This window comes from Planobispora longispora (assembly GCF_016863135.1).
Classification (GTDB): domain Bacteria; phylum Actinomycetota; class Actinomycetes; order Streptosporangiales; family Streptosporangiaceae; genus Planobispora; species Planobispora longispora.
Genome location: NZ_BOOH01000039.1, coordinates 11,872 through 30,666 on the forward strand (window position 1 = coordinate 11,872; position 18,795 = coordinate 30,666).

The 18,795-nt window shown below is 68.8% G+C and carries 22 protein-coding genes and 1 tRNA gene; 10 read left to right on the plus strand and 13 right to left on the minus strand.

Translation table 11 applies throughout. The features are described 5' to 3' along the window. Positions 1 to 16 precede the first annotated feature (16 nt). Together Plo01_RS23500 and Plo01_RS41385 are read left to right on the plus strand one after the other, a co-directional pair. The gene (locus Plo01_RS23500; protein ID WP_203892834.1) at positions 17 to 1,522 is read left to right on the plus strand and encodes a potassium/proton antiporter; all 1,506 of its coding nucleotides are present in this window, start codon (positions 17 to 19) and stop codon (positions 1,520 to 1,522) included. A gap of 304 nt (positions 1,523 to 1,826) precedes the next feature. Then, on the plus strand, positions 1,827 to 2,129 hold the full coding sequence (locus Plo01_RS41385; RefSeq protein WP_203892835.1) for an FmdB family zinc ribbon protein: 303 nt from the start codon (positions 1,827 to 1,829) through the stop codon (positions 2,127 to 2,129). A 113-nt stretch (positions 2,130 to 2,242) separates the two neighbouring features. On the opposite strand, the gene Plo01_RS23510 is transcribed toward Plo01_RS41385, so the two are convergent. After that, a complete protein-coding gene (locus Plo01_RS23510) occupies positions 2,243 to 4,240 on the minus strand; it encodes an MFS transporter (protein WP_203892836.1) in 1,998 nt (665 codons plus the stop codon). A 130-nt stretch (positions 4,241 to 4,370) separates the two neighbouring features. Between Plo01_RS23510 and Plo01_RS23515 the strand changes: the two genes are divergently transcribed. The 3 genes from Plo01_RS23515 to mscL all read left to right on the plus strand — a co-directional run bounded on the left by Plo01_RS23515 (position 4,371) and on the right by mscL (position 6,704). After that, positions 4,371 to 5,180: an S-methyl-5'-thioadenosine phosphorylase gene (locus Plo01_RS23515; RefSeq protein ID WP_203892837.1), complete on the plus strand. Its 810-nt coding sequence runs from the start codon at positions 4,371 to 4,373 to the stop codon at positions 5,178 to 5,180. A 441-nt stretch (positions 5,181 to 5,621) separates the two neighbouring features. Next, positions 5,622 to 6,185, plus strand: coding sequence for a CpaB family protein (locus Plo01_RS23520; RefSeq protein WP_203892838.1), 564 nt, complete (start codon positions 5,622 to 5,624; stop codon positions 6,183 to 6,185). 87 nt (positions 6,186 to 6,272) lie between these two features. Beyond that, complete coding sequence (gene mscL / locus Plo01_RS23525) at positions 6,273 to 6,704, plus strand: large conductance mechanosensitive channel protein MscL (protein ID WP_203892839.1); 432 nt, start codon at positions 6,273 to 6,275, stop codon at positions 6,702 to 6,704. Between the two features lie 42 nt (positions 6,705 to 6,746). On the opposite strand, the gene Plo01_RS23530 is transcribed toward mscL, so the two are convergent. Beyond that, a complete protein-coding gene (locus tag Plo01_RS23530; RefSeq protein WP_239316905.1) occupies positions 6,747 to 7,718 on the minus strand; it encodes a M15 family metallopeptidase in 972 nt (323 codons plus the stop codon). A gap of 353 nt (positions 7,719 to 8,071) precedes the next feature. Continuing rightward, positions 8,072 to 8,197, minus strand: coding sequence for a hypothetical protein (locus Plo01_RS41065; RefSeq protein WP_275415416.1), 126 nt, complete (start codon positions 8,195 to 8,197; stop codon positions 8,072 to 8,074). A 624-nt stretch (positions 8,198 to 8,821) separates the two neighbouring features. Between Plo01_RS41065 and Plo01_RS23535 the strand changes: the two genes are divergently transcribed. Further along, a tRNA-Arg gene (locus tag Plo01_RS23535) sits at positions 8,822 to 8,897 on the plus strand. Between the two features lie 234 nt (positions 8,898 to 9,131). Here the strand turns inward: Plo01_RS23535 and Plo01_RS23540 are convergent. The 9 genes from Plo01_RS23540 to Plo01_RS23580 form a co-directional block, all read right to left on the minus strand. Further along, entirely contained in the window at positions 9,132 to 9,866 is a 735-nt protein-coding gene (locus Plo01_RS23540) for a hypothetical protein (protein WP_203892841.1), read from the minus strand. A 115-nt stretch (positions 9,867 to 9,981) separates the two neighbouring features. After that, positions 9,982 to 11,349 (minus strand): tyrosine-type recombinase/integrase, encoded by a 1,368-nt coding sequence (locus Plo01_RS23545; RefSeq protein WP_203892842.1) that lies wholly within the window; start codon positions 11,347 to 11,349, stop codon positions 9,982 to 9,984. Beyond that, positions 11,346 to 11,537 carry a helix-turn-helix transcriptional regulator gene (locus tag Plo01_RS23550; protein WP_203892843.1) on the minus strand — a complete coding sequence of 64 codons (192 nt, stop codon included), beginning with the start codon at positions 11,535 to 11,537 and terminating at the stop codon, positions 11,346 to 11,348. Before Plo01_RS23550 ends, Plo01_RS23545 begins: the two co-directional genes overlap by 4 nt. Continuing rightward, positions 11,534 to 12,925, minus strand: a complete 1,392-nt coding sequence (locus Plo01_RS23555; protein ID WP_373871710.1) for a replication initiator — start codon at positions 12,923 to 12,925, stop codon at positions 11,534 to 11,536. The genes Plo01_RS23550 and Plo01_RS23555 overlap by 4 nt, the downstream gene beginning before the upstream one ends. A 96-nt stretch (positions 12,926 to 13,021) precedes the next feature. Then, the gene (locus tag Plo01_RS23560) at positions 13,022 to 13,180 is read right to left on the minus strand and encodes a hypothetical protein (RefSeq protein ID WP_203892844.1); all 159 of its coding nucleotides are present in this window, start codon (positions 13,178 to 13,180) and stop codon (positions 13,022 to 13,024) included. Continuing rightward, a complete protein-coding gene (locus Plo01_RS23565; RefSeq protein WP_203892845.1) occupies positions 13,170 to 13,517 on the minus strand; it encodes a hypothetical protein in 348 nt (115 codons plus the stop codon). Before Plo01_RS23565 ends, Plo01_RS23560 begins: the two co-directional genes overlap by 11 nt. A 16-nt stretch (positions 13,518 to 13,533) precedes the next feature. Further along, positions 13,534 to 14,178 carry a DUF2637 domain-containing protein gene (locus tag Plo01_RS23570; RefSeq protein WP_203892846.1) on the minus strand — a complete coding sequence of 215 codons (645 nt, stop codon included), beginning with the start codon at positions 14,176 to 14,178 and terminating at the stop codon, positions 13,534 to 13,536. 23 nt (positions 14,179 to 14,201) lie between these two features. Continuing rightward, positions 14,202 to 15,551, minus strand: a complete 1,350-nt coding sequence (locus Plo01_RS23575) for an FtsK/SpoIIIE domain-containing protein (RefSeq protein ID WP_203892847.1) — start codon at positions 15,549 to 15,551, stop codon at positions 14,202 to 14,204. After that, positions 15,548 to 15,898 (minus strand): SCO3933 family regulatory protein, encoded by a 351-nt coding sequence (locus Plo01_RS23580; RefSeq protein ID WP_203892848.1) that lies wholly within the window; start codon positions 15,896 to 15,898, stop codon positions 15,548 to 15,550. Before Plo01_RS23580 ends, Plo01_RS23575 begins: the two co-directional genes overlap by 4 nt. A 129-nt stretch (positions 15,899 to 16,027) precedes the next feature. Between Plo01_RS23580 and Plo01_RS23585 the strand changes: the two genes are divergently transcribed. Further along, complete coding sequence (locus Plo01_RS23585) at positions 16,028 to 16,363, plus strand: winged helix-turn-helix domain-containing protein (RefSeq protein WP_203892849.1); 336 nt, start codon at positions 16,028 to 16,030, stop codon at positions 16,361 to 16,363. A gap of 177 nt (positions 16,364 to 16,540) precedes the next feature. Here the strand turns inward: Plo01_RS23585 and Plo01_RS23590 are convergent, their stop codons facing one another. Then, complete coding sequence (locus Plo01_RS23590; RefSeq protein WP_203892850.1) at positions 16,541 to 16,762, minus strand: hypothetical protein; 222 nt, start codon at positions 16,760 to 16,762, stop codon at positions 16,541 to 16,543. Between the two features lie 150 nt (positions 16,763 to 16,912). Here Plo01_RS23590 and Plo01_RS23595 point away from each other — a divergent pair, with 150 nt between their 5' ends. From Plo01_RS23595 to Plo01_RS23605, 3 genes are read left to right on the plus strand one after another with little or no spacing between them, the layout of a single operon-like run. After that, positions 16,913 to 17,653, plus strand: a complete 741-nt coding sequence (locus Plo01_RS23595; protein ID WP_203892851.1) for a DUF5919 domain-containing protein — start codon at positions 16,913 to 16,915, stop codon at positions 17,651 to 17,653. A 3-nt stretch (positions 17,654 to 17,656) separates the two neighbouring features. After that, positions 17,657 to 18,133, plus strand: coding sequence for an NUDIX hydrolase (locus Plo01_RS23600; RefSeq protein ID WP_203892852.1), 477 nt, complete (start codon positions 17,657 to 17,659; stop codon positions 18,131 to 18,133). A 34-nt stretch (positions 18,134 to 18,167) separates the two neighbouring features. After that, complete coding sequence (locus Plo01_RS23605; RefSeq protein ID WP_203892853.1) at positions 18,168 to 18,794, plus strand: SMI1/KNR4 family protein; 627 nt, start codon at positions 18,168 to 18,170, stop codon at positions 18,792 to 18,794. Position 18,795: the final 1 nt, after the last annotated feature.

Consider the following 18,795-nt stretch of genomic DNA (forward strand, 5'->3'; position numbering starts at 1 on the left):
CTCTCGTCCGGTCTCGATGAGCTGGAACAACTGGCTGCTTCTCGGCGCGATGATCCTCATCGCCGCCGTCGTCGCGGTTCGCGTCACCCACTGGAGCGGGCTTCCCAGCCTGCTCATCTTCCTCGGCTTCGGCCTGCTCATCGGCGAGTCCGGCCTCGGGATCCAGTTCGACGACGCCCAGCTCGCCCAGCAGCTGGGCCTGGTCGCGCTGGCGATCATCCTGGCCGAGGGCGGCCTGACCACCACCTGGAGCCACGTCAAGGGCTCCATTCCCACCGCGGTGGTGCTGGCCACCGCGGGTGTCGGGGTGAGCATCGCCGCCGTCGCGGTGCCGGCGCGCTTCCTGCTCGACATGGACTGGCGGACCTCGCTCCTGCTCGGTGCGATCCTCGCCTCCACCGACGCGGCGGCGGTCTTCTCCGTCCTGCGCCGCCTGCCCCTGCCCCGGCGGCTGTCGGGCATCCTGGAGGCCGAGTCCGGCTTCAACGACGCGCCCGTCGTCATCGCCGTGATGCTGCTGAGCACGAACGCCACGCCCAGCATCGGGAGCGCCCTCGCCGAGGTCGTCCTCGAACTGGCGATCGGCGCGTGCGTCGGCCTCGTGGTGGGCCAGCTGGGCGTCTACGCGCTGCGCCACATCGCGCTCCCGGCCTCCGGCCTGTATCCGATCGCGGTCCTCGCACTCGCCTTCGTCGCCTACGCCGGGGCCGCCCAGCTGCACGGCAGCGGCTTCCTCGCGGTCTACCTCGCGGCGCTGGTCATGGGCAACTCCCGGATGCCGCACCGCGCCGCCAGCCGGAGCTTCACCGAGGGCCTCGCCTGGCTGGCCCAGATCGGCCTGTTCGTCATGCTCGGGATGCTGGCCAGCCCCTCGAAGATGCCGTCGGCGATCATCCCCGGCCTGGTCGCGGGCCTGATCCTGGTCGCGGTCGCCCGGCCGCTGTCCATCGTGCTCTCCGCCCTCCTCGTACGGCTGGCGGGCGTCGACCGGCTGAACTGGCGGGAGCAGGCGTTCCTGTCGTGGGCCGGGCTGCGCGGCGCCGTGCCCATCGTCCTGGCCACCATCCCCTGGGCGGCCACCTCGATCGACGACGCCACCGCCAGGTTCGTCTTCGATCAGGTCTTCGTCATCGTGGTCGTCTACACCCTGCTGCAGGGGCCCACGCTTCCCTGGGTGGCGCGGCTCCTCGGGGTGGCCATCCCCGACCAGGCGCGTGACCTGGATGTGGAGTCGGCCCCGCTGGAAGAGCTCAAGGCCGACCTCCTGCAGATCAAGGTGCCGCCGTCGTCCCGGCTGCACGGCGTGGAGATCTTCGAGCTCCGGCTGCCCAGCGACGCCCAGGTCACGCTCATCGTGCGGGACGGCAGGACGTTCGTGCCGTCGGAGACGACCAGGATCAGGACCGACGACCAGCTCCTCGTGGTGGCGACCGCGGCCTGCAGGGAGACCGTCGAACGGCGGATGCGCGCGATCAGCCGCCGGGGCAAGCTGGCCGGCTGGTTCGGCGAGAGCGGCACCTGATCCTTTTCAGGCCGCGTCAGGCCGCCGGCCTTCCGGAAACGAGACTCTTGATCTTCCGACGCCGAGGCTTGCGACCTTCCCGGACCGGGGCCCTCGATCTTCCGACGCCGAGGCTCCCGACTTTCCGGGGCTGGGGCCCCTGACCTTTTGGGACGTCTCGATCACCCGGCGGCAGGACGCCCTACTCCCGACACCCTGACCGGAATGTGATGGCTCCGACTCGCGTTTATGCTAGTCGACGCCTTACCATTAGCAGTCGAGACGGTCGAGTGCCAATCGGCGCGGACCCCATGAGGAGGAGAGCGTGCCCACCTACCAGTACGCCTGCACCGCCTGTGACAACCAGTTCGAGATCGTTCAGAAGTTCACGGACGACGCGCTCACTGTGTGCCCGAGCTGCCAGGGTGAGCTTCGCAAGGTGTTCTCCGCGGTCGGCATCGTTTTCAAGGGCTCCGGTTTCTACCGGACCGACAGCCGGTCGTCGAGCTCGTCCACGGTGAGCTCCACCACCTCGACGTCCTCGGCATCCTCGACGTCCTCGTCGACGTCGACGGAGTCCAAGTCCGCCTCGACGCCCGCCCCCGCCCCCGCGGCCGCCGCTTCCTGAGGCCGGCCTCCCGGATCCCCGCCCTCCCCGGCCCTTCCGGGGCACCGGTCCCGGCCTCGTCCGGTCCGCCGGTTCCGGCCTTTCGCGGGTGACCGGTCCCGGCCTTTCGCGGTTCAGCGGCCCGCGGGCCGGTCGGCCGCCGCGCCGAGCAGCTCCCGGGGGAGCCGGTCCAGCAGCTCGCGCAGTTCGGCATGGTCCCCGGGATGCCAGTCCTCGATCAGCAGGGTGAGACTGTCACGGGCCGCCCGCACCAGACGGTCGGCGGCGCGTTCCCCCTCGGGGGTGAGCTCCAGGCGGGTCCCTCCGTCCGCCTGGCGGATCAGGCCGCGCTCCGTCAGCTCCCTGGCGTACGGCCGGCCTTCCTCGACCGTCACGCCCGCCCGCTCCGCGAGCTCCGCACCCGTCTGCGACCCCCGCGTGCCCAGGCGGGTGACCAGCCAGACGGAGCCGGGCGGCAGCTCGGAGAGGCCGGCCAGGTCGCCGAGCCGGCGGTAGTAATCCCTGCGCATGCCCGCGCCTGCCAGCCGCCACAGCCCTCGCTCCACCTCGTCGAGCGACGACCGCTCCGTCGACACGGCACCGTAGCCCTCGCCCAGGTCGGCCGCCGTGGTGGTCTGCCGGAGCGGCACCTGGGGAAGCAGCCAGGCCAGCAGGAAGGCGACCAGCGGCAGCGGCGCGCCGAGCAGGAACACCCGGGCGATCGCCTCGGAGTACGCGTCCATGAACGCCGTGGCCGCCTCCGGCGGGAGCTTCCTGATGGCCGTGGGATCGGCCTGGACGGCCTCGGCGAAACCCGGCGGGAGTCGCACCGTCCGGGCGAGCCGTACCAGATCGTCGGTCAGATGCGACGTGAAGATCGACCCTGCGATCGCGACGCCGAAGGAGCCGCCGATCGAACGGAAGAAGGTCGCCCCCGACGTCGCCACCCCCAGGTCCTCGAAGCCCACGGCGTTCTGCACCACGATCACCAGGACCTGCATGACCAGGCCCAGTCCCACGCCCAGGACCAGCAGGTAGAGGCTCAGCTCAAGCGTGGGCGTGTCCGTGCGGAGGCGGGAGAGCAGGTAGAGCCCGACCGCCGTGATCGCGCTGCCGGCGATCGGGAACGGCTTGTACTTCCCGGTTCTCGCGATGACGTTTCCGCTGATGACCGAGGTGACGAGCATGCCGGCCATCATCGGCAGCAGGTGCAGCCCCGACATCGTGGGCGAGACTCCCTGCACGACCTGGAGGAACAGCGGCATGTAGGTGAGCGAGCCGAACATCGCCAGGCCCACGATGAAGCCGATCAGCGACGCCACGTTGAAGGCCCGCAGCCGGAACAGCCGCAGCGGCAGCACGGGCTCCACCGCGCGCCTCTCGGCCAGCCACCAGAGCAGGACGAGCACCGCCGCCCCGGCGCCCAGGCCGATGATGACGGGATCGCCCCACGGATAGAGACTCCCGCCCCACGTGGTCAGCAGCACCACGCAGGCGGAGGCCCCGCCGAGGAAGACGATGCCGAGGTAGTCGATGGAATGCCTGGTGGTCTTGGTCCGGGACGGCAGCACCGCCGCGACCACGGCCAGCGCGAGGACGCCGATCGGCAGGTTGATGTAGAAGACCCAGTGCCAGGACAGGTGGTCCACGAACAACCCGCCGAGCAGCGGCCCCGCGACGCTGGAGACGGCGAAGACGGCGCCGAACAGCCCCTGGTACCTCCCGCGTTCCCGGGCGGGCACCACGTCCGCGACGATCGCCTGCGCGAGGACCATGAGCCCGCCCCCGCCGATCCCCTGCAGCGCCCGGAACCCGATGAGCTGCCCCATGTCCTGGGACAGGCCGCACAGGGCCGAGCCGACCAGGAAGATGACGATCGCGGCCTCGAAGAGTTTCTTGCGGCCGTACTGGTCGCCCAGCTTGCCCCAGAGAGGGGTCGAGACCGTCGAGGAGAGCATGTAGGAGGTGACCACCCAGGACAGGTGGTCGAGCCCGCCCAGATCCCCCACCACCGTCGGCAGCGCGGTGGAGACGATGGTCTGGTCCAGTGCGGCGAGGAGCATGGAGAGCATGAGCGCCCCCATGATGAGTCCCAGCCCCTTCTCCGGCCGCTTGGCTCGATGAGCGCCCATCCCGTTCCCCCCGGTCGACGTACGGCCTGCATACCCAGAGCGATAGTCCAGTCACATTCCGGACACAGTTATCCACAGGCGAGGACCCGCCCCTCTTCACCGGGCGGCCCAGGACGCTAATGTCGGCGCCATGGTCACTCGCGCGGACATCGGAGTCATCGGCGGCTCAGGTTTCTACTCCCTGCTCGACGACGCCACGGAGGTCGAGCTCTCCACGCCGTACGGCCCGCCCAGCGACGTCATCACCGTCGGACGCGTCGGGCCGCGTTCGGTGGCCTTCATCCCCCGCCACGGGCGCGACCACCGCTTCCCCCCGCACCGCATCCCCTACCGGGCCAACCTCTGGGCCCTGCGCTCCCTCGGGGTCCGCCAGGTCCTCGCCCCCAGCGCCGTCGGCTCGCTCCGTCCCGAGCTGGGCCCCGGCACCCTGGTCGTCCCCGACCAGCTCGTCGACCGCACCTCCGGCCGCGTGCAGACCTACTACGACGCCGGCGGCGTCGTCCACGTCTCCTTCTCCGACCCCTACTGCCCCGCGGGCCGCGCCGCGGCCGTGTCGGCCGCCGGGTCCGCGGACTGGGAGGTGGCCGACGGCGGCACGCTCGTGGTCATCGAGGGCCCCCGCTTCTCCACCCGGGCGGAGTCCCGCTGGTTCACCGCGAACGGCTGGTCGATCGTCGGCATGACCGGCTTCCCCGAGTCCGTCCTCGCCCGCGAGCTGGCCATGTGCTACACGTCGCTCTCCCTGGTCACCGACCACGACGCCGGGGTCGAGGCCGGCGAGGGGGTCACCCACGAGGAGGTCATGGCCTTCTTCGCCACCAACGTCACCCGGATGCGCTCACTGGTCACCGACCTCATCGGCGGCCTCCCGCAGGATCGCACGTGCCCCTGCGCCCAGGCCCTCGACGGCCTGAAGCTCCCCTTCGAGCTCCCCCGCTGACCACCCCGCCCGCTCCACGCCTCCCACCGGCGTCCGCACCTCCACCCGTCCCGGGTTCCGCGCCACCCGGCTCCTCTCTCCTTGGAGTCAGCCATGCGCGCCTTCCGCTCCCAGCCCGAGCCTCCCCGCCGGGAATCCCCACGCGGCGGGCTCTCCGGCCCGGGCCTCTCCCTCCCCGGCCCCGTTCATCCCGGGCCCGCCCAGTCGGGGTTTCCCCGCCCCGGAGAGGCCCGGGCCGGCTTCCCCTACCCCGGAGAGGCCCGGGCCGGCTTCCCTCGCCTGGGATCGCCCCGTCCCGGACCTCCCGGCTCCGGAACCGCCCGCTCCGGATCCCTCCGCCCCAGACCGCCCCGTTCCGGTTTCCTCCGTTCCGGTTTCCTCCGTTCCGGTTCCCTCCGTTCTGGATTCCTCCGCCCCGGGTTCCTCCGCCGCCGCCATCGGGTGCTCGCCACCGTCCTGGCCGCCCTGGCCGTGGCGTGCGCCATGACCGGGCTGCGGCCGGACACCGCCTCGGTGACCGTTCTCGCCGCGGCCCGCGACCTTCCCGGCGGTGTTCTGGCCGCCGCCGACGTGCGGCCGGTCGCGCTGCGGCCCGGTACGGCCCCCGACGGCGCCCTCCGCCCGGGCACGCCCATCGCCGGACGGATCCTGGCCGGTCCCGCGCGCCGGGGTGAGCCCCTCACCGACGTCCGTCTCCTCGGGCCGGGCCTGCTGGCCGCCCACCGCCCCGGAACCGTCGCCGCCCCCGTCCGGGTGGCCGACCCCGAGAGCGCCCGCCTGCTGTCCCCCGGGGACATCGTGAACGTCCTGGCCGCCCCCGCCGACTGGGACGGCCCCGCCACCGCCAGGACCGTGGCCGAGGGCGTCCCGGTCGTCGCCCTCCCGACCGGCGAGGCCGGCGGCGGAGCGCTGATCGTGCTGGCCACCACTCCCGCGCAGGCGATCGAGCTAGCCTCCGCTCAGGCCGGCGGGAAACTGTCGATCACCATCTCCACGCCCAGGTAATAACCCGGCCGGGCCCGGGTAATGAAAAAGCTTCGCCGTACCGACGGACATCTGTGATCAACCGGAAACCCCCTGTGAGGAGAGGCCATGCTGAGCGGATTCAAGAAGTTCCTGCTCCGGGGCAACGTGCTCGAGCTCGCCGTGGCGGTGATAATCGGCGCCGCCTTCAACGCCATCGTGCAATCGCTCGTCAAGGACGTCTTCACCCCGCTGCTCGCGGCGATCGGCGGTCAGCCGCACTTCGAGAATCTGGAGATCAAGGTGGGCTCAAGCGCGATCAAGTACGGCTTGTTCCTCAACGCGTTGATCTCGTTCCTGATCGTGGCGGCGGTCGTCTACTTCTTCATCATCGCCCCGTACGAGAGGCTCACCGCCCGGTTCTCCTCGCCGGAGGAGACGACCCTGCGCGAGTGCCCGGAGTGCCTCTCCGAGATTCCCAAGGCCGCCGTCCGCTGCTCCCACTGCACCGCCCAGATCTCCCCGTTGATCGATCAGAAGGCCGATCAGGACCAGAGGTGAGACGGCCGGCGGGACGCGCCGGGCGTCAGAACCCGCCGGGCGTCAGAGAAGGGACCCGAGCTTGGGGTCGTACTCCCAGTGCCAGGGCTCGAAGGGGCTGACGTAGGCCCACTGGGGGTGGATCCAGCCGAACCTCTTGCCGTTCGCCTCGAGCCAGTTGAACTCCGGCGACCGGAAGTTCTGCACGCCTCCGCACAGGTCGACGGCGAGCCCCAGGCCGTGGTTGCTGCGTCCCGGGATGGCGGCCAGGCCCGGGCGGCGATAGTAGATCGACTGCTGCTCGGCCAGGCTCCGGTAGCTGTCCGTCACGCATATGGGCCGGCCGAACCGCTTGCGGTAGGCCTCATTCAAGCTGATGAAAGCGATCGCCGCATCCGCTCGCAGCTCGTGCCCCCGCTGCTGGAGCGGGCAGAGATAGAGCCTCGGGATCAGCCCGTTGGGGAAGTCTCCGGTCGAGGTCGCCTTCGTCGGGTTGCACCCGTTCGCCGCCTGCCCGGACTTGTCGATCTTCACGCCCAGCTTCACGAGCGCCTGGGTCAGCGTTTTCACGATCTTGTCCGAGCGGGCCTTGAGCGTCTCGATCTCGGCGTTCATCTGCGCCTCGGACAGCAGATTGTCCGCCCGCAGCTCCTGGGCCTCCGCCGCGATCCGCTCCCGCTCCGCCTGCAGGCGGCTGCTCTCCTCGAGCACCTGGTTCCGCTGGGCCACGATGTGGGTCGTGCTCGCCATGGCCCTCAGCGCGGAGGCGTCACCGTTGCCGGCCAGGAAATTCTCCAGGCCGTTGCTGCCCGACTGCTGGTAGAGGACGCCGACGAGGTCCGAGAGCGGCTGCCGTACCTGGGCGAAGGCCTTCTCCGCCTCCTGCAGCTCCCGCAGCTTGGCGGTGAGCTCCCGCTCCGAGGTCTGGATCTTGTCTCGCCGCTCCTCCAGCGCCCTGGTCGCGACCTCGAGGTCCTTGGCCGCTTTCTCGGCCTCGCGGCGGAGCTCGGTGAGGTTCTCCGGATTCCGCTTCACGACGCCCTGAGCCCCAGCGGGCGATCGCTGGGCGACGGAGGCTCGGGCCTCCCCCAGCGGCTGCCGGGCAGCGGCGGACTCCGGAAAGAGGGAAGTCATCGTCGCGACGACGACGATCAGACCCGCTGATCGACGAGGTGGCACGTCTCGACCCCTCCGTTTGCAACTCGTGACCTGGGTCAGCCACGCACGTTACTACAGCTCACCGAGTGCATGAGCCAGACTCCTCAGACCCGCTATGCACTGAACGTACGATTTCGCGCGTATTTTCGGCATGCTTTCCGGCGAGCACGCTCCAGTTCCAGCGAGCGCGGGTTCCCGCAACCACGCTCCGGTTCCAGCGAGCACGGGTTCTAGCGAGCACGCTCCAGGCACACCTCCCACAACCACGTCCCCCGCCACTCCTCCGCACAGTTCAGCTGGACACTGATCTCCAGCCCGCCCGATCCCTTCGCGGGCTTGTCCGGCGCCCGATCCACCCGAGGCTTCTCCTCCGGCCCGGGCCGCCCTTCCTCACGCGCCGCCCCCGAATCGTCGGGCGCCGTTCCCGGCCCCTCAGGCGCTCGCCGCCCCCGGGAGTCCCCACGCGTCTCCCGCGCCCCCTCAGCCCTCGGCTCCAAGAGGGCCGGCACGGCCGTGACCGCCGGAGGAACCACCCTCCGATACATCTGATCAGGCTGCAGGGGCGGCGGCGGAGGCACCAGCTTCGGCTCCGTCACCGTCACCCTGACGGGCATGATCGTGGCAGGCAACGCCACGACCGACCCCTCCCAGGGCTCCGCGTCCACGACGCCCCGCCCCGGCCCCACCCCACGTCCGGCTTCGAATCCGGCCAGCTCCGCCACGAGGAGACTCCCGGCCAGAAGCATCGGAGCGCACATCGCCACACCGAGCACCATCGGCCGCAATGCCCGCCCTCTGATCCACTTCCGCTGCCCTTTGATCACGAAGCGTGACATTAGCCACTCCGGCACTCCCCCCACCCATCCGCTTGCCATCCCTTTGTCACAGCTCAGCGAACCGATGACTCACAGCACCCCCACCCGCACCCCCCGATCGCACACACACTCCCCGTTTTTCGCTACTCTTACAGGTACGCCCTTGCCTCCGTAGCTCAGGGGATAGAGCACCGCTCTCCTAAAGCGGGTGTCGCATGTTCGAATCATGCCGGGGGCACCATCTTGACCTTGTCATCCGCCATCTGACCTGGGAGTTCTCCCCGGTACGGCGTGCGCCCCTGTGCAGCCGTAGGCCATCGTGAGCGGCCCTGAGTCGCCGTTCACGGAATATACACGGGATGATCTTGAAGAGTCTCGGCTAGTTCGACGCACAAACAAGCCTTCCCTTGGCTCATGAACTGATGGTGAAGCAGCACGGCCAACTCGCCCATGACCGAGTGATCACAATCGCCACTCAGGAGGCACAGCCGCTAATCGGCTCTTCGACACCTCCCGCTCTCAGGAAGTTGATCTGCACCTTCCCGCCCTTGGAGCGCGTCCCATAGGTCTCGAAGAGGAAATCAGCAGTCATGGCGGACGGATCAGCCCCCGGGGCCCAGTAAAGATCACCCTTGAGGACGGCCGGAGTCCAAGTCTTGGGGTCGTGCATGAGGAAGGTTGCCTGGCTGCAGGGCGAGACGGTCATCTCGAAGTTCTGTCTCGCCTTCTTGGCACCCACAAGAGACAAGATCCAAACTTTAGTAGCGGCCGGGTTGGCATTACGAATCTTGATCTTCATCCCGGCAGGATCGGAATATGCCAACACAGCCACCCGCCTAACAAAATCTGCATGCGCACGCATCTGATCGTCCCGTTGCCGTTGTTCCTCGCGCTGCATCTCTAGCTCTTGCCGCTGCACCTCCCACTGACGCTGTGTCTGCCCAGTCCACAGAGTGATCAGGAGAGCGACCACGCCGACAACGACGCCTGCTATTTGCCCACGACCTCCCAACAGGCTTCCACGTGCAGCCATCTCAGCATGATCATGCTTGCGACTGCCTTCTTCGCCGTCCGTCGACCCCTTCGACATCGCCCCAAGAACCCCAACTACGCCAGAGGCCACCACGAAGAGCAGGAACCAGAACGGCAGCGAGCCCCATCCGAACGGTAGGGGGATGGGAGTGGTCAAAAGCTCGCCAAGGTCAGGCACTGAGCGCCCCCGCCAAGGTTCATGTTTCTTATAAGGATCTTTAAGCGTAACGGTCCGATACGCCCCCTAGTTCCGGCGGTGAGGCATCTATCATGAGCCCCGGGACATCACCCGATCATGGGTCCAGCGCCCTAGAGATCTGCCCGTTGGCGCGCGTTCGCTGTCCCTCGATGCACTTCGCGTACACGCGAAGAAGCACGTCCACCCCATGGCCGGCCCGCTGGGCGACCTCGGTCGGCGGGACACCCGCATTGAGCCACAGAGAGACCGCCGCGTGCCGCAGGTCGTACGGCCGGGCCGCCAGCGGGGAAACGACCTGTTCGACGGTGAAGGCCAGCCGGCGAGCCTCTTGCCAAACGGCGGAGTAGGCCGAGGAAGAGAACGGCTGGCCCTTGCTCGTGCGGAAGAGCCTGCCGTCCTTCGCCGTGCCGTACGCCTCAATGTGCTCACGGAGGATCTCGACGAGGACCGGAGGGATCGGGATCTCCCGCGTGTCGTCCGCGGCCCGGTGCTTGAGACCGCGCTCGTCGTGGGTCTCCCCCGAGTTGGTCCACCGCTTGTTCGCCTGTGGCCGCGCCTTCTCAAGCGTGATCATCCCCCAGCCCTCAGCCGGGAGATCGCAGTTCTGACGCCGCAGGCCCGATGCTTCCTCCGGGCGAAGCGCCGCGTAGTACATGCAGGCGAACATGGCCCTCATGCGGGAGCCGCGCGTCCGACCTACCTGCCCCACAGCCTCAATCAGCGTCCGCACCTGAACCGGGTTGACCACCGTCCGAGGGTCGATGGTGCCGGCGGCTTTCGGAGGCTTCCACTTGACCGCGTGCAGCGGGTTGACGGACAGCTTCTTGAGCTCCACCGCGGATTCCATCATGTGGTGGAGTACGGCCCGCTTGCGCCGTACCGTGTTGGCCGCCGCCGGCTCTCCGTCGAAGCGGAGGGCGATCGCGTCGAGAGCCGAGCGGATCACGGCCGGTTCCAGCAGCTCGACCAGGGGCAGGGACGCCGCTTCCAGCCAGCCAAACGCCGTCTTGTGCTCCGGCCGCAGTTCCCCACGCCGCTTGTCGGGCAGGAAGGCGTACTCCCTGAGTACTTCTCGGAGGTCTTCGTCATCCGGCCGGCCCGGGAGGTCCTTGGTAAGCGCCGGGACGAGAGACAGCAGCGCGTACGTCATCGTCTCGCGGGTACGAGCCGCCGAGTGGACCCAGCGGGCCGCCATGTACGACCGGGCGAAGCCGAAGAAGGTCGGTCCGACGTCGGCGGCAGGCTTGGTCATCGATGCGGGCAGGCCCGTCACCAGATCGAAGGCTTCCCCCTTCCTGGCCGCCTGCCGTAGATCAGAGACGAAGCTCTCGGCAAGCGCCTTTGTCCGAAACGTCTTCGATCGCTCCTTGCCACCGAGCTTCCAGCGGACGACGTACGAAGGCGTCTTGCTGGAGGCGTTCCGGCGGATGTCCCAGATCTTCACGTCGTAGGAGGTGTTCACGCCGCCTCCCGGAGGGTGTCCAGCCAGGCCGCGAAGTCGCTTCGCCAAACCCGGATTTCACCGTTGGGCAGCTTGATGCACTTGGGCGCGTGGCCGAGTTCGCGCCACCGGTAAAACGTCCGGCGGGAGAGCCCGCCCAGCTCGTCGAGAACCTGAGGGACGGTCAGCAGCTCATCGCGGCGGGTCATCGGGCATCGCTCCCGCCGGCCGTCAGGGCGGGTAAGGCCGTACCGGTCAGCGCGGCGGCAAGGAGGGCGTCACCGGCGGAGTAGCCCTTGCCCGCGTACTCCCATTCGGTGATCACGAGGACGGTGTCCTCGTCGAACAGCGGAAGCCGTCCGGTGCTGATCTCCTCGGTGCGGACGAAGGCCGTCCGGTCGGCTCGGATGTCGCCGAGGGTGATGGAGTAGTGCCGGGACCGGGTGGAGAAGTGGCCCCGGAAGCCGAGCATGTGCGCCCAATGGATCAGCCGGAGGTCGGCCAGCTCGTCGAGTTCACCGAGGCGGAAGCATTCGGCGATGAGCCGCCGGGCGTGCTCACGCAGCGGCAGGGCGGCCAGGTCGGCGAGCGGGCTGATGCGTCGATCCAGGGTGCCGACGCATTCGGCGGCCTTGGTGGCGTACTTGGCGATGTAGCCCGCGACGGTCTGGTCTGAGAGGTCGCCGTCCATGGTGATCGGGCGGATGTCGAGCTGCGTGCCCCAGCGCAGGACCCGGGCAGGTTCGTCGGCCGACGCCGGGACGGTGACGCTTACGGCGTGGACGGCGTGCCGTACGGCCTCTGCCAGTGCCTCAGCCGTCGCCCAGGCCGGAGGCGGGAAGGCCGGTCCGCCGGGGCCGTCGAGGCGGATGACGGCGTGGAAGTGGACCACGCCGCGCCGCTGGTACTCGGCGACCTTCGCAAACGAGATCGTCAGGTGCTGGCGGAGCTCCCTCAGGGTCAGTCCCGCGATCTTGGCAAAGCGCCGGCGGAGGGCATCGGTGAAGCGCTGCCAGAGTTTCGGCGACACGGCGTTGAACAGCACGCTGCCCGCGTAGTCGTAGCAGTCGGGGCACAGCGGTTCGCCGAGGCGGGGATCGTCGGCCCCGTGCCGGGCCGTGCAGGACATGACGCGCCCGTGCGGGCACGTCGGAGCGTCGCGGCGGGCGTGGCAGGGCAGGACCTTGCCGTCCTTCTCTTGCCGGGTGTGCACGATGCCGAAGGACGGAGCGGTCAGGGTGACGAACAGGCACGGGTGAGCGGTGACAGTGGCCGGGACGCCCTTACCACCGGCCAGGCCCGCGCGGATGAGCTGGTAGGTATCGGCCCGGTAAGTCTCGGCGCAGGCCGGGCAGCGGGAGGCTCGCCGGGTCTTGCATGGCAGGTGCAGGATGCCGTCCGGCTCGTGGCGGGTGCTGTAGCGGTGCAGCAGTTCGCCGGTGGCGCGGTCGATGTGGTCGATACGACCCCGCAGGTGGATCGGCTGTCGGCATCCCTTGGTGCGGTGGATCTGGGCGGCCCATCGGGCGTAGTGTGGATCGTTCAGGCGGGTGATCATGCCTGCGATCGCGTGCGGGCGCATGTGGGTTGCGGGCAAGATGGAGACCTCCTTTCGCTCGTTCGGGTGAAGGGATGGCCCCCGACCTGGCAGGCGTCTTGGCGGATGTACGGCCAGGCCGGGGGCGCCGAGGGTTCAGCAGAAGCCGAGGCCCTCGCAGTGGAGACAGATCTCTCCGTAGGAGTCGAGGCCGGCGCCGCCGCAGTGGCAGCAGATCCAGCGCTTGGGAGCAATCGGCGGAAGCGGTTGAGGGACGGGCGAGGTGATCGCCTCGTCGGTAAGGTCAGGCCGCATCGGCGGCCTCCGGGGTAACGCAGCCGGAGTAACTGACGTCGGCCTGATGCTGGGCACGCCGGGCGGCCAGGACCGCCAGGGCCTCGTAGCCGACCGGGCCGAAGGTAAGACGTGCCTTGTGGTGGCCGTAGATCGTGTCTGAGGGGTCGGGCACGGTGCCGAGCAGCGCGGCGATCCGGTCGATCTCAGCGATCATCTCGGCGTCGGTGCCCCGGGTGGGGAAGTACAGGAACGTCACATCGTGGCGGGGGACGGGGACGGCCGGGTTGGCCTCCAGGAAGGCGGCCAGGTCCCGAAGTCCCTGAACGACGGCGGCTCGGTAGTCGGTGTTGGTCATCGGCTCTCTCCTTTCCTTAGGCGGTGTGCAGGGCGTTGAGCAGGTCTGTAGCGAGCTGATGGGACACGCCCAGCCGGGCGCGCAGGGTGTCGCGGGTGATCGGCTGGCCGTGGGTGGCGTGGTAGTCGTCGGCCACGCGCCGGGCGTAGTCGACGAGTTCGGCCGCCGGTCCGGCCAAGGCGTTCTCAACGGCAGGGACAAGCGCAGGGATCTCGGCCGGTCCGCCGGCGGCCTCCGGGGCAGAGTCCGGGATGGGTGTCGGGGACGGTTCGGGGTGAGGAGCCGAGGCGCGGCGTTCCAGCATGGAGACCGCGATCAGGAACGCGCCCGCCGGAGTCGCGGCGCAGATCCAGCCCCATACCGAGGGTTCGGCCTGGGCCAGGTTGGCGGCCAGGGACAGCATGATCCCGGCGGCCAGGACCAGGGTCGGCCAGGAGATCGGTCCGGAGCGGACGCGGCCGGTCTTCTTGTCGCGCTGGCGTTCCCGGGCGGCCATCACGCAGGTCAGATCGATGCACACGGCCACCGCCCAGGCCATCGGCCCGGATTGCCCGTGTTCGGTGGCCGTGTCGCGGATGTGGGTGAACGATCCAGCCCCCGCGATCGCGGCCAGGATCAGGACCGGTCCGGAGTCCAGCAGCCGGCAGGCAAGGCGTCGCATCGCATCCCCCTTTCAGTGATCGGTCAGGCGTTGAGCAGCTCGTCGAGGTCGGCATCGTTGATCTCGGCGTCGTGGGTGCCCTCGATGAGTTCGGCCCAGGACGGGGTCAGATCGGCGTACATGCGGGCGGCGTGTTCGGCCGCGTGCTCGGAGACGTAGAAGGAGCGCGCCCGGTACCACTGGCCGTCCTGGGAGGCCACGATGGCGACACCGGGCGTCTCAGCGGCGATGGAGCGAGCCGACACCAGGGCGGCCGGATCCAGGTCGCCCAGGGTCATGGTCGCGGTTTCGGGGTCGTTGACCCGGTGGCAGATGCGGCCTGAGCACTGCGCGCGCAGCGCGGTGACGCCGGGTCCGAGGTCGGAGCCGATGCGCTGGCCGCAGCAGAACAGGTAGATCCCGAACGCCCGCCCGAGTTGGGCGACCCGCAGCAGCGCTGTCGAGGTCTTGGCGATCTCGTCTTTCTCGGACTTGTCGGCCATCAGGTACAGCTCGGCCAGCTCGTCGACCAGGGCGACGACCGGGACCGGGCGGATGGCCGGGGGTAGCTGCCAGATGTTGCGTGCCCCGGCTTGGCGGCACAGGCCCATCCGATCGACCATGAGGGCCACCAGGTCATCCAGGAGACTGACCGACTCGGCACGGCAGGTGGCCAGCGCCGACAGGCGCGGGCCGTACGGGGTGAACTCCACCCCTCCCTTGAGGTCGAAGCCGACCAGCGCGACCGGTTGCGGCGCCAATCCGACGATGAGCGCGTTGGCCAGGTTGGATTTACCGGACTGCGTGGCACCGGCGTTGATCCAGTGCGGGACTGTGCGGAAGTCGAGCACCCAGGGCTTGCCGGTCTCCAGCCGTCCCACGGTGACCTTGAGCAGCTCTGAGGAGGCGGGGATCTGATCGACTCGCACCAGCGGATCGCGCATGGTCGCGGCCAGCACCACCCGGCCGGGCCGGGGCGAGGAGACCCGGATGGCGTGCACCCGCCAGGAGTGCGCGAGCCGTTCGGCCGCTTGGGCGTAGTCCTCGGGGATCTGGCCTTCCAGGGTGCGCAGGGTGACGCGCCAGCCGTAGCGGGTGGGCTTGGGCAGCCACATCCACGGCTTGGTATCGACGGCGACCCGCTGGAAGCGGCGGCGGACCTTGACCAGGCCCGTGGAGGCGACCGCGCCGGGGGTGAGGGTGAACCACCAGCGTTGCCGCTTCTTGGTCAACCCGCAGCCGAGAGCGACCTTGCGCCAGGTGGCCCGGACGCTGAGCGCGGTGAGCGGGTAGCCGATCAGGAGCCAGAAGGAGCGGTAGTGCGTGCGTCGCCAGACCCACAGGCACACCAGCAGGCAGAGCAGACCGAGAAGCGCCCAGAGGATGTCAGTCACGTTCGCCCCCCTCCCGGCGTGCCGGAGACGGGCACGATCGAGGCGGCCTTGTAGCTGACGCCCCAGCGCAGTTCGCCGTTGCGGGTCTGCTCCCAGGTGTAGCCGATCATGCCGGTCGGAACGACGTCCTGGCCCTGGGTGATCGAGGGTTCGCCGGAGGTGCCGACCTTGACCAGTTCCATCCGGCCGAAGTCGTCTTCGGCCAGCAGCACGGTCTCGTAGATGGTGTTGCCCTGCTTGTCGGTCTTGATCTTTCCGCTCTCCTGGTCGATCAGGCGGGGACGAGGTGCCTTGGCGCAGCTGAAGCGCAGGCGGTGGGTGTCGACGGGAATCGGAATGTTGCGCATGCAGTGACCTCCTTATTGGTCATGGTCAACATAGTTAACCTAGTTGGCTGAGGTGTCAATGAGCTCGTGGTTGGCTTGGTCGCCGCCCTGTGCTGAACTAGGGGCACTAGCGGCGAAGTAAGGGGCGGGATGGTCAAGAACACGGGGCGGCCCGGTTACTTGCAGATCGCCGACGATCTGCGCGAGCAGATCCGGGGCGGATCTCTTGCGCCCGGTACTCCGTTGCCGTCCACCGCGCAGTTGGCCGAGCAGTACGACGCATCCTTGAGCGTGGTGAAGATGGCCGTCGGCCTGCTGCGCAACGAGGGCTTGGTCATCGGCCAGCAGGGCAAGGGCGTGTTCGTCCGGGACGATGTACCGCCGGCCTCGCCGCCCGCCGATGAGCTGGCCGAGATCCGCCTCACGCTGCGCGACCTATCGGAACGACTGGCGAAGGTCGAGGCGGAGCTGACCGACCGTAGGTGAGGCTCTCACCTCGCACATGGCAGCCGGTGACCCGGCGCGCCAGACCTGCCGCGCGACTCGGCGGCACCGCGGCCAAGCGCATCCGCCGGTCTTCCTGACGCATGCCGACCATGACGAGCACGTAGCCGGCGAACACGGCGGCCCCGAGTGCGAGGCCGATGATCAGCGGGAGCGCGCTCACGTCCAGCTCACCCCGGCCTCGGTGATGCGGCGGGGACGGCCGGCCGGACGGCGGGTCTCGCCGCGCCGCTTGGCGGTACGGCCCTTGGCCGCCCGGCGCTTGAGCCAGCGCTCCCGGGCGTGGCACTTGCGGCAGAGGGTCTGTCCCTCCTCCAGGGCCGCGCCGCAGATGCAGTCGGGGGTCTCGTCGAGCGGACTGATGACGGTGGTGTTGATCATTGGTATCGCTCCTCTCGGTTGGTGATTGCTTGCTTGCGATACCGAGAGTGCGCCGATCAGGGAGGACGAGATCACTACAGGACGGGACAGGTCCAGGACGTCCGGTCTACGATTGCCAGGTCCCTAGTCATCCCCCTCTGGGCAGGTGGAATGGCGAACGAGCGACTGCGCGCGGCCCTGCTGGAACGCGGGGCATCGGTGGCGGAGCTGGCCGAGGCGATTCAGGTCGATCCGAAAACCGTGGAGCGGTGGATCACTAAGAACCGCACGCCGTACCGAAAGCACCGTTTTGCAGTGGCGTCGTTCCTGAAAATGGACGAGGCTTACCTGTGGCCCGAGGCGCTCTCGCCTCAGCAGGTGGCGGCTGCTTCCGAGAGCGAGATCGTCACGGTCTATCCGCATCGCTGGGCTGTGCCGAGGGACGCCTGGGGACGCCTGTTCTCAGCCGCCGAACAAGAGATCGGCATCCTCGTCTACAGCGGCCTGTTCCTCGCCGAAGACACCGGCACCCTGCGAGTTCTAGCTGAGAAAGCCAACGCGGGCGCACGAGTGCGGTTTCTCTTCGGCGATCCCGATTCGGTCGAGGTCGCCCAGCGTGGCGCGGACGAGGGCATCGGCGAGGCCATGGCCGCCCGCATCAAGAACGCTCTCGTGTTGTTCCGGCCGCTCCTGAAGCTCGACAGCGTAGAGATCCGGCTGCACCGCACCGTGCTGTACAACTCCATCTACCGCGCCGACGATCAGCTTCTCGTCAACACCCACATGTACAGCCAGCCCGCCGCCAACGCGCCCGTGCTCCACCTGCGTCGGGTGGCCGGCGGCGACATGGTCACCGCTTACATCGAGAGCTTCGAGGCCGTCTGGGCCGGAGCCAGGCCCGTAGAGTCCTGAGCCATGGCCCGCCGCATCGACTTCTACGACGACCCCACCGCCCCCGCACCCAACAGCCTCGTGCCCTCGGTCAACGTCGTGGTCACCAACGACGCGGGCGAGATCCTGATGATCCGCCGCAGCGACAACGACAACTGGGCCGTGCCGGGCGGCGCCATCGACCTGGGCGAGTCGCTGCCGGAGGCGGCGATCCGGGAGACGCTGGAGGAGACCGGCATCCGGTGCGAGATCACCGGAATCGTCGGCACCTACACCGACCCCCGCCACGTGATCCTCTACACCAGCAACGGCGAGGCCCGCCAGGAGTTCTCCATCGTGCTCACCGGCCGCGCCGTCGAGGGCGAGCCGACACCCAGCGATGAATCCCGGGAAGTGCGCTGGGTGCCCCGTGAGGAGGTCGAGACGCTGACGATGGACCGGTCAATGCGCCTGCGGATCGGTCACTACCTGGCCGGCCGATCCGGGCCGTACATCGGCTGAGTTCACTTGATCGTCTTGCCGTACGGTAGGCGCCATGAGCACTCCTGACGCCCCCCACTATCCCTGGATGGATCTTCTCCGTACCGTCAACCGAGCGGTCCATGAAAGGCATGAGCGGACTTTGGTTTCCTATCCACCGGGGTCTATCGGTCACCAGCAGGTGACCGCGCAGTGTCCTCCCGATTGGCTGGGCGCGGAGGGCGCCGCCGAAGCCGAGATCGTGCGGCACGAGGAGCGCCTTGGTATGCGCCTGCCGCCGAGCTACAGAGAGTTTCTCCAGGTCACCAACGGTTGGGATGAGGAGACCCGTTCTTCTCTCCGCTTGCTGCCCATAGCCGAAGTCGGCTGGACCCGTGATGTCGACCCGGGGCTTGCTGAGACATGGGGTCCCAAGCTGGGCCTCCCGGACATCCCGGATGAGGACTATTTCCGCTACGGCGCGGGGCAGGACCCGATTCACATCCGTGATGAGTACGTGCCCGGCACTCTCTACATCGCTGAGTACCTCGAAGGCCAGGTCTACTTGCTCAACCCGCACATCGTCACGCCCGACGGCGAGTGGGAGGCATGGACCTTCGCCACCTGGTACCCAGGCGCATACCGCTTTCGGTCATTCTGGGATCTCATGACAAAGGATGTGTTTCGCGAGTTCAGGCCCTGAC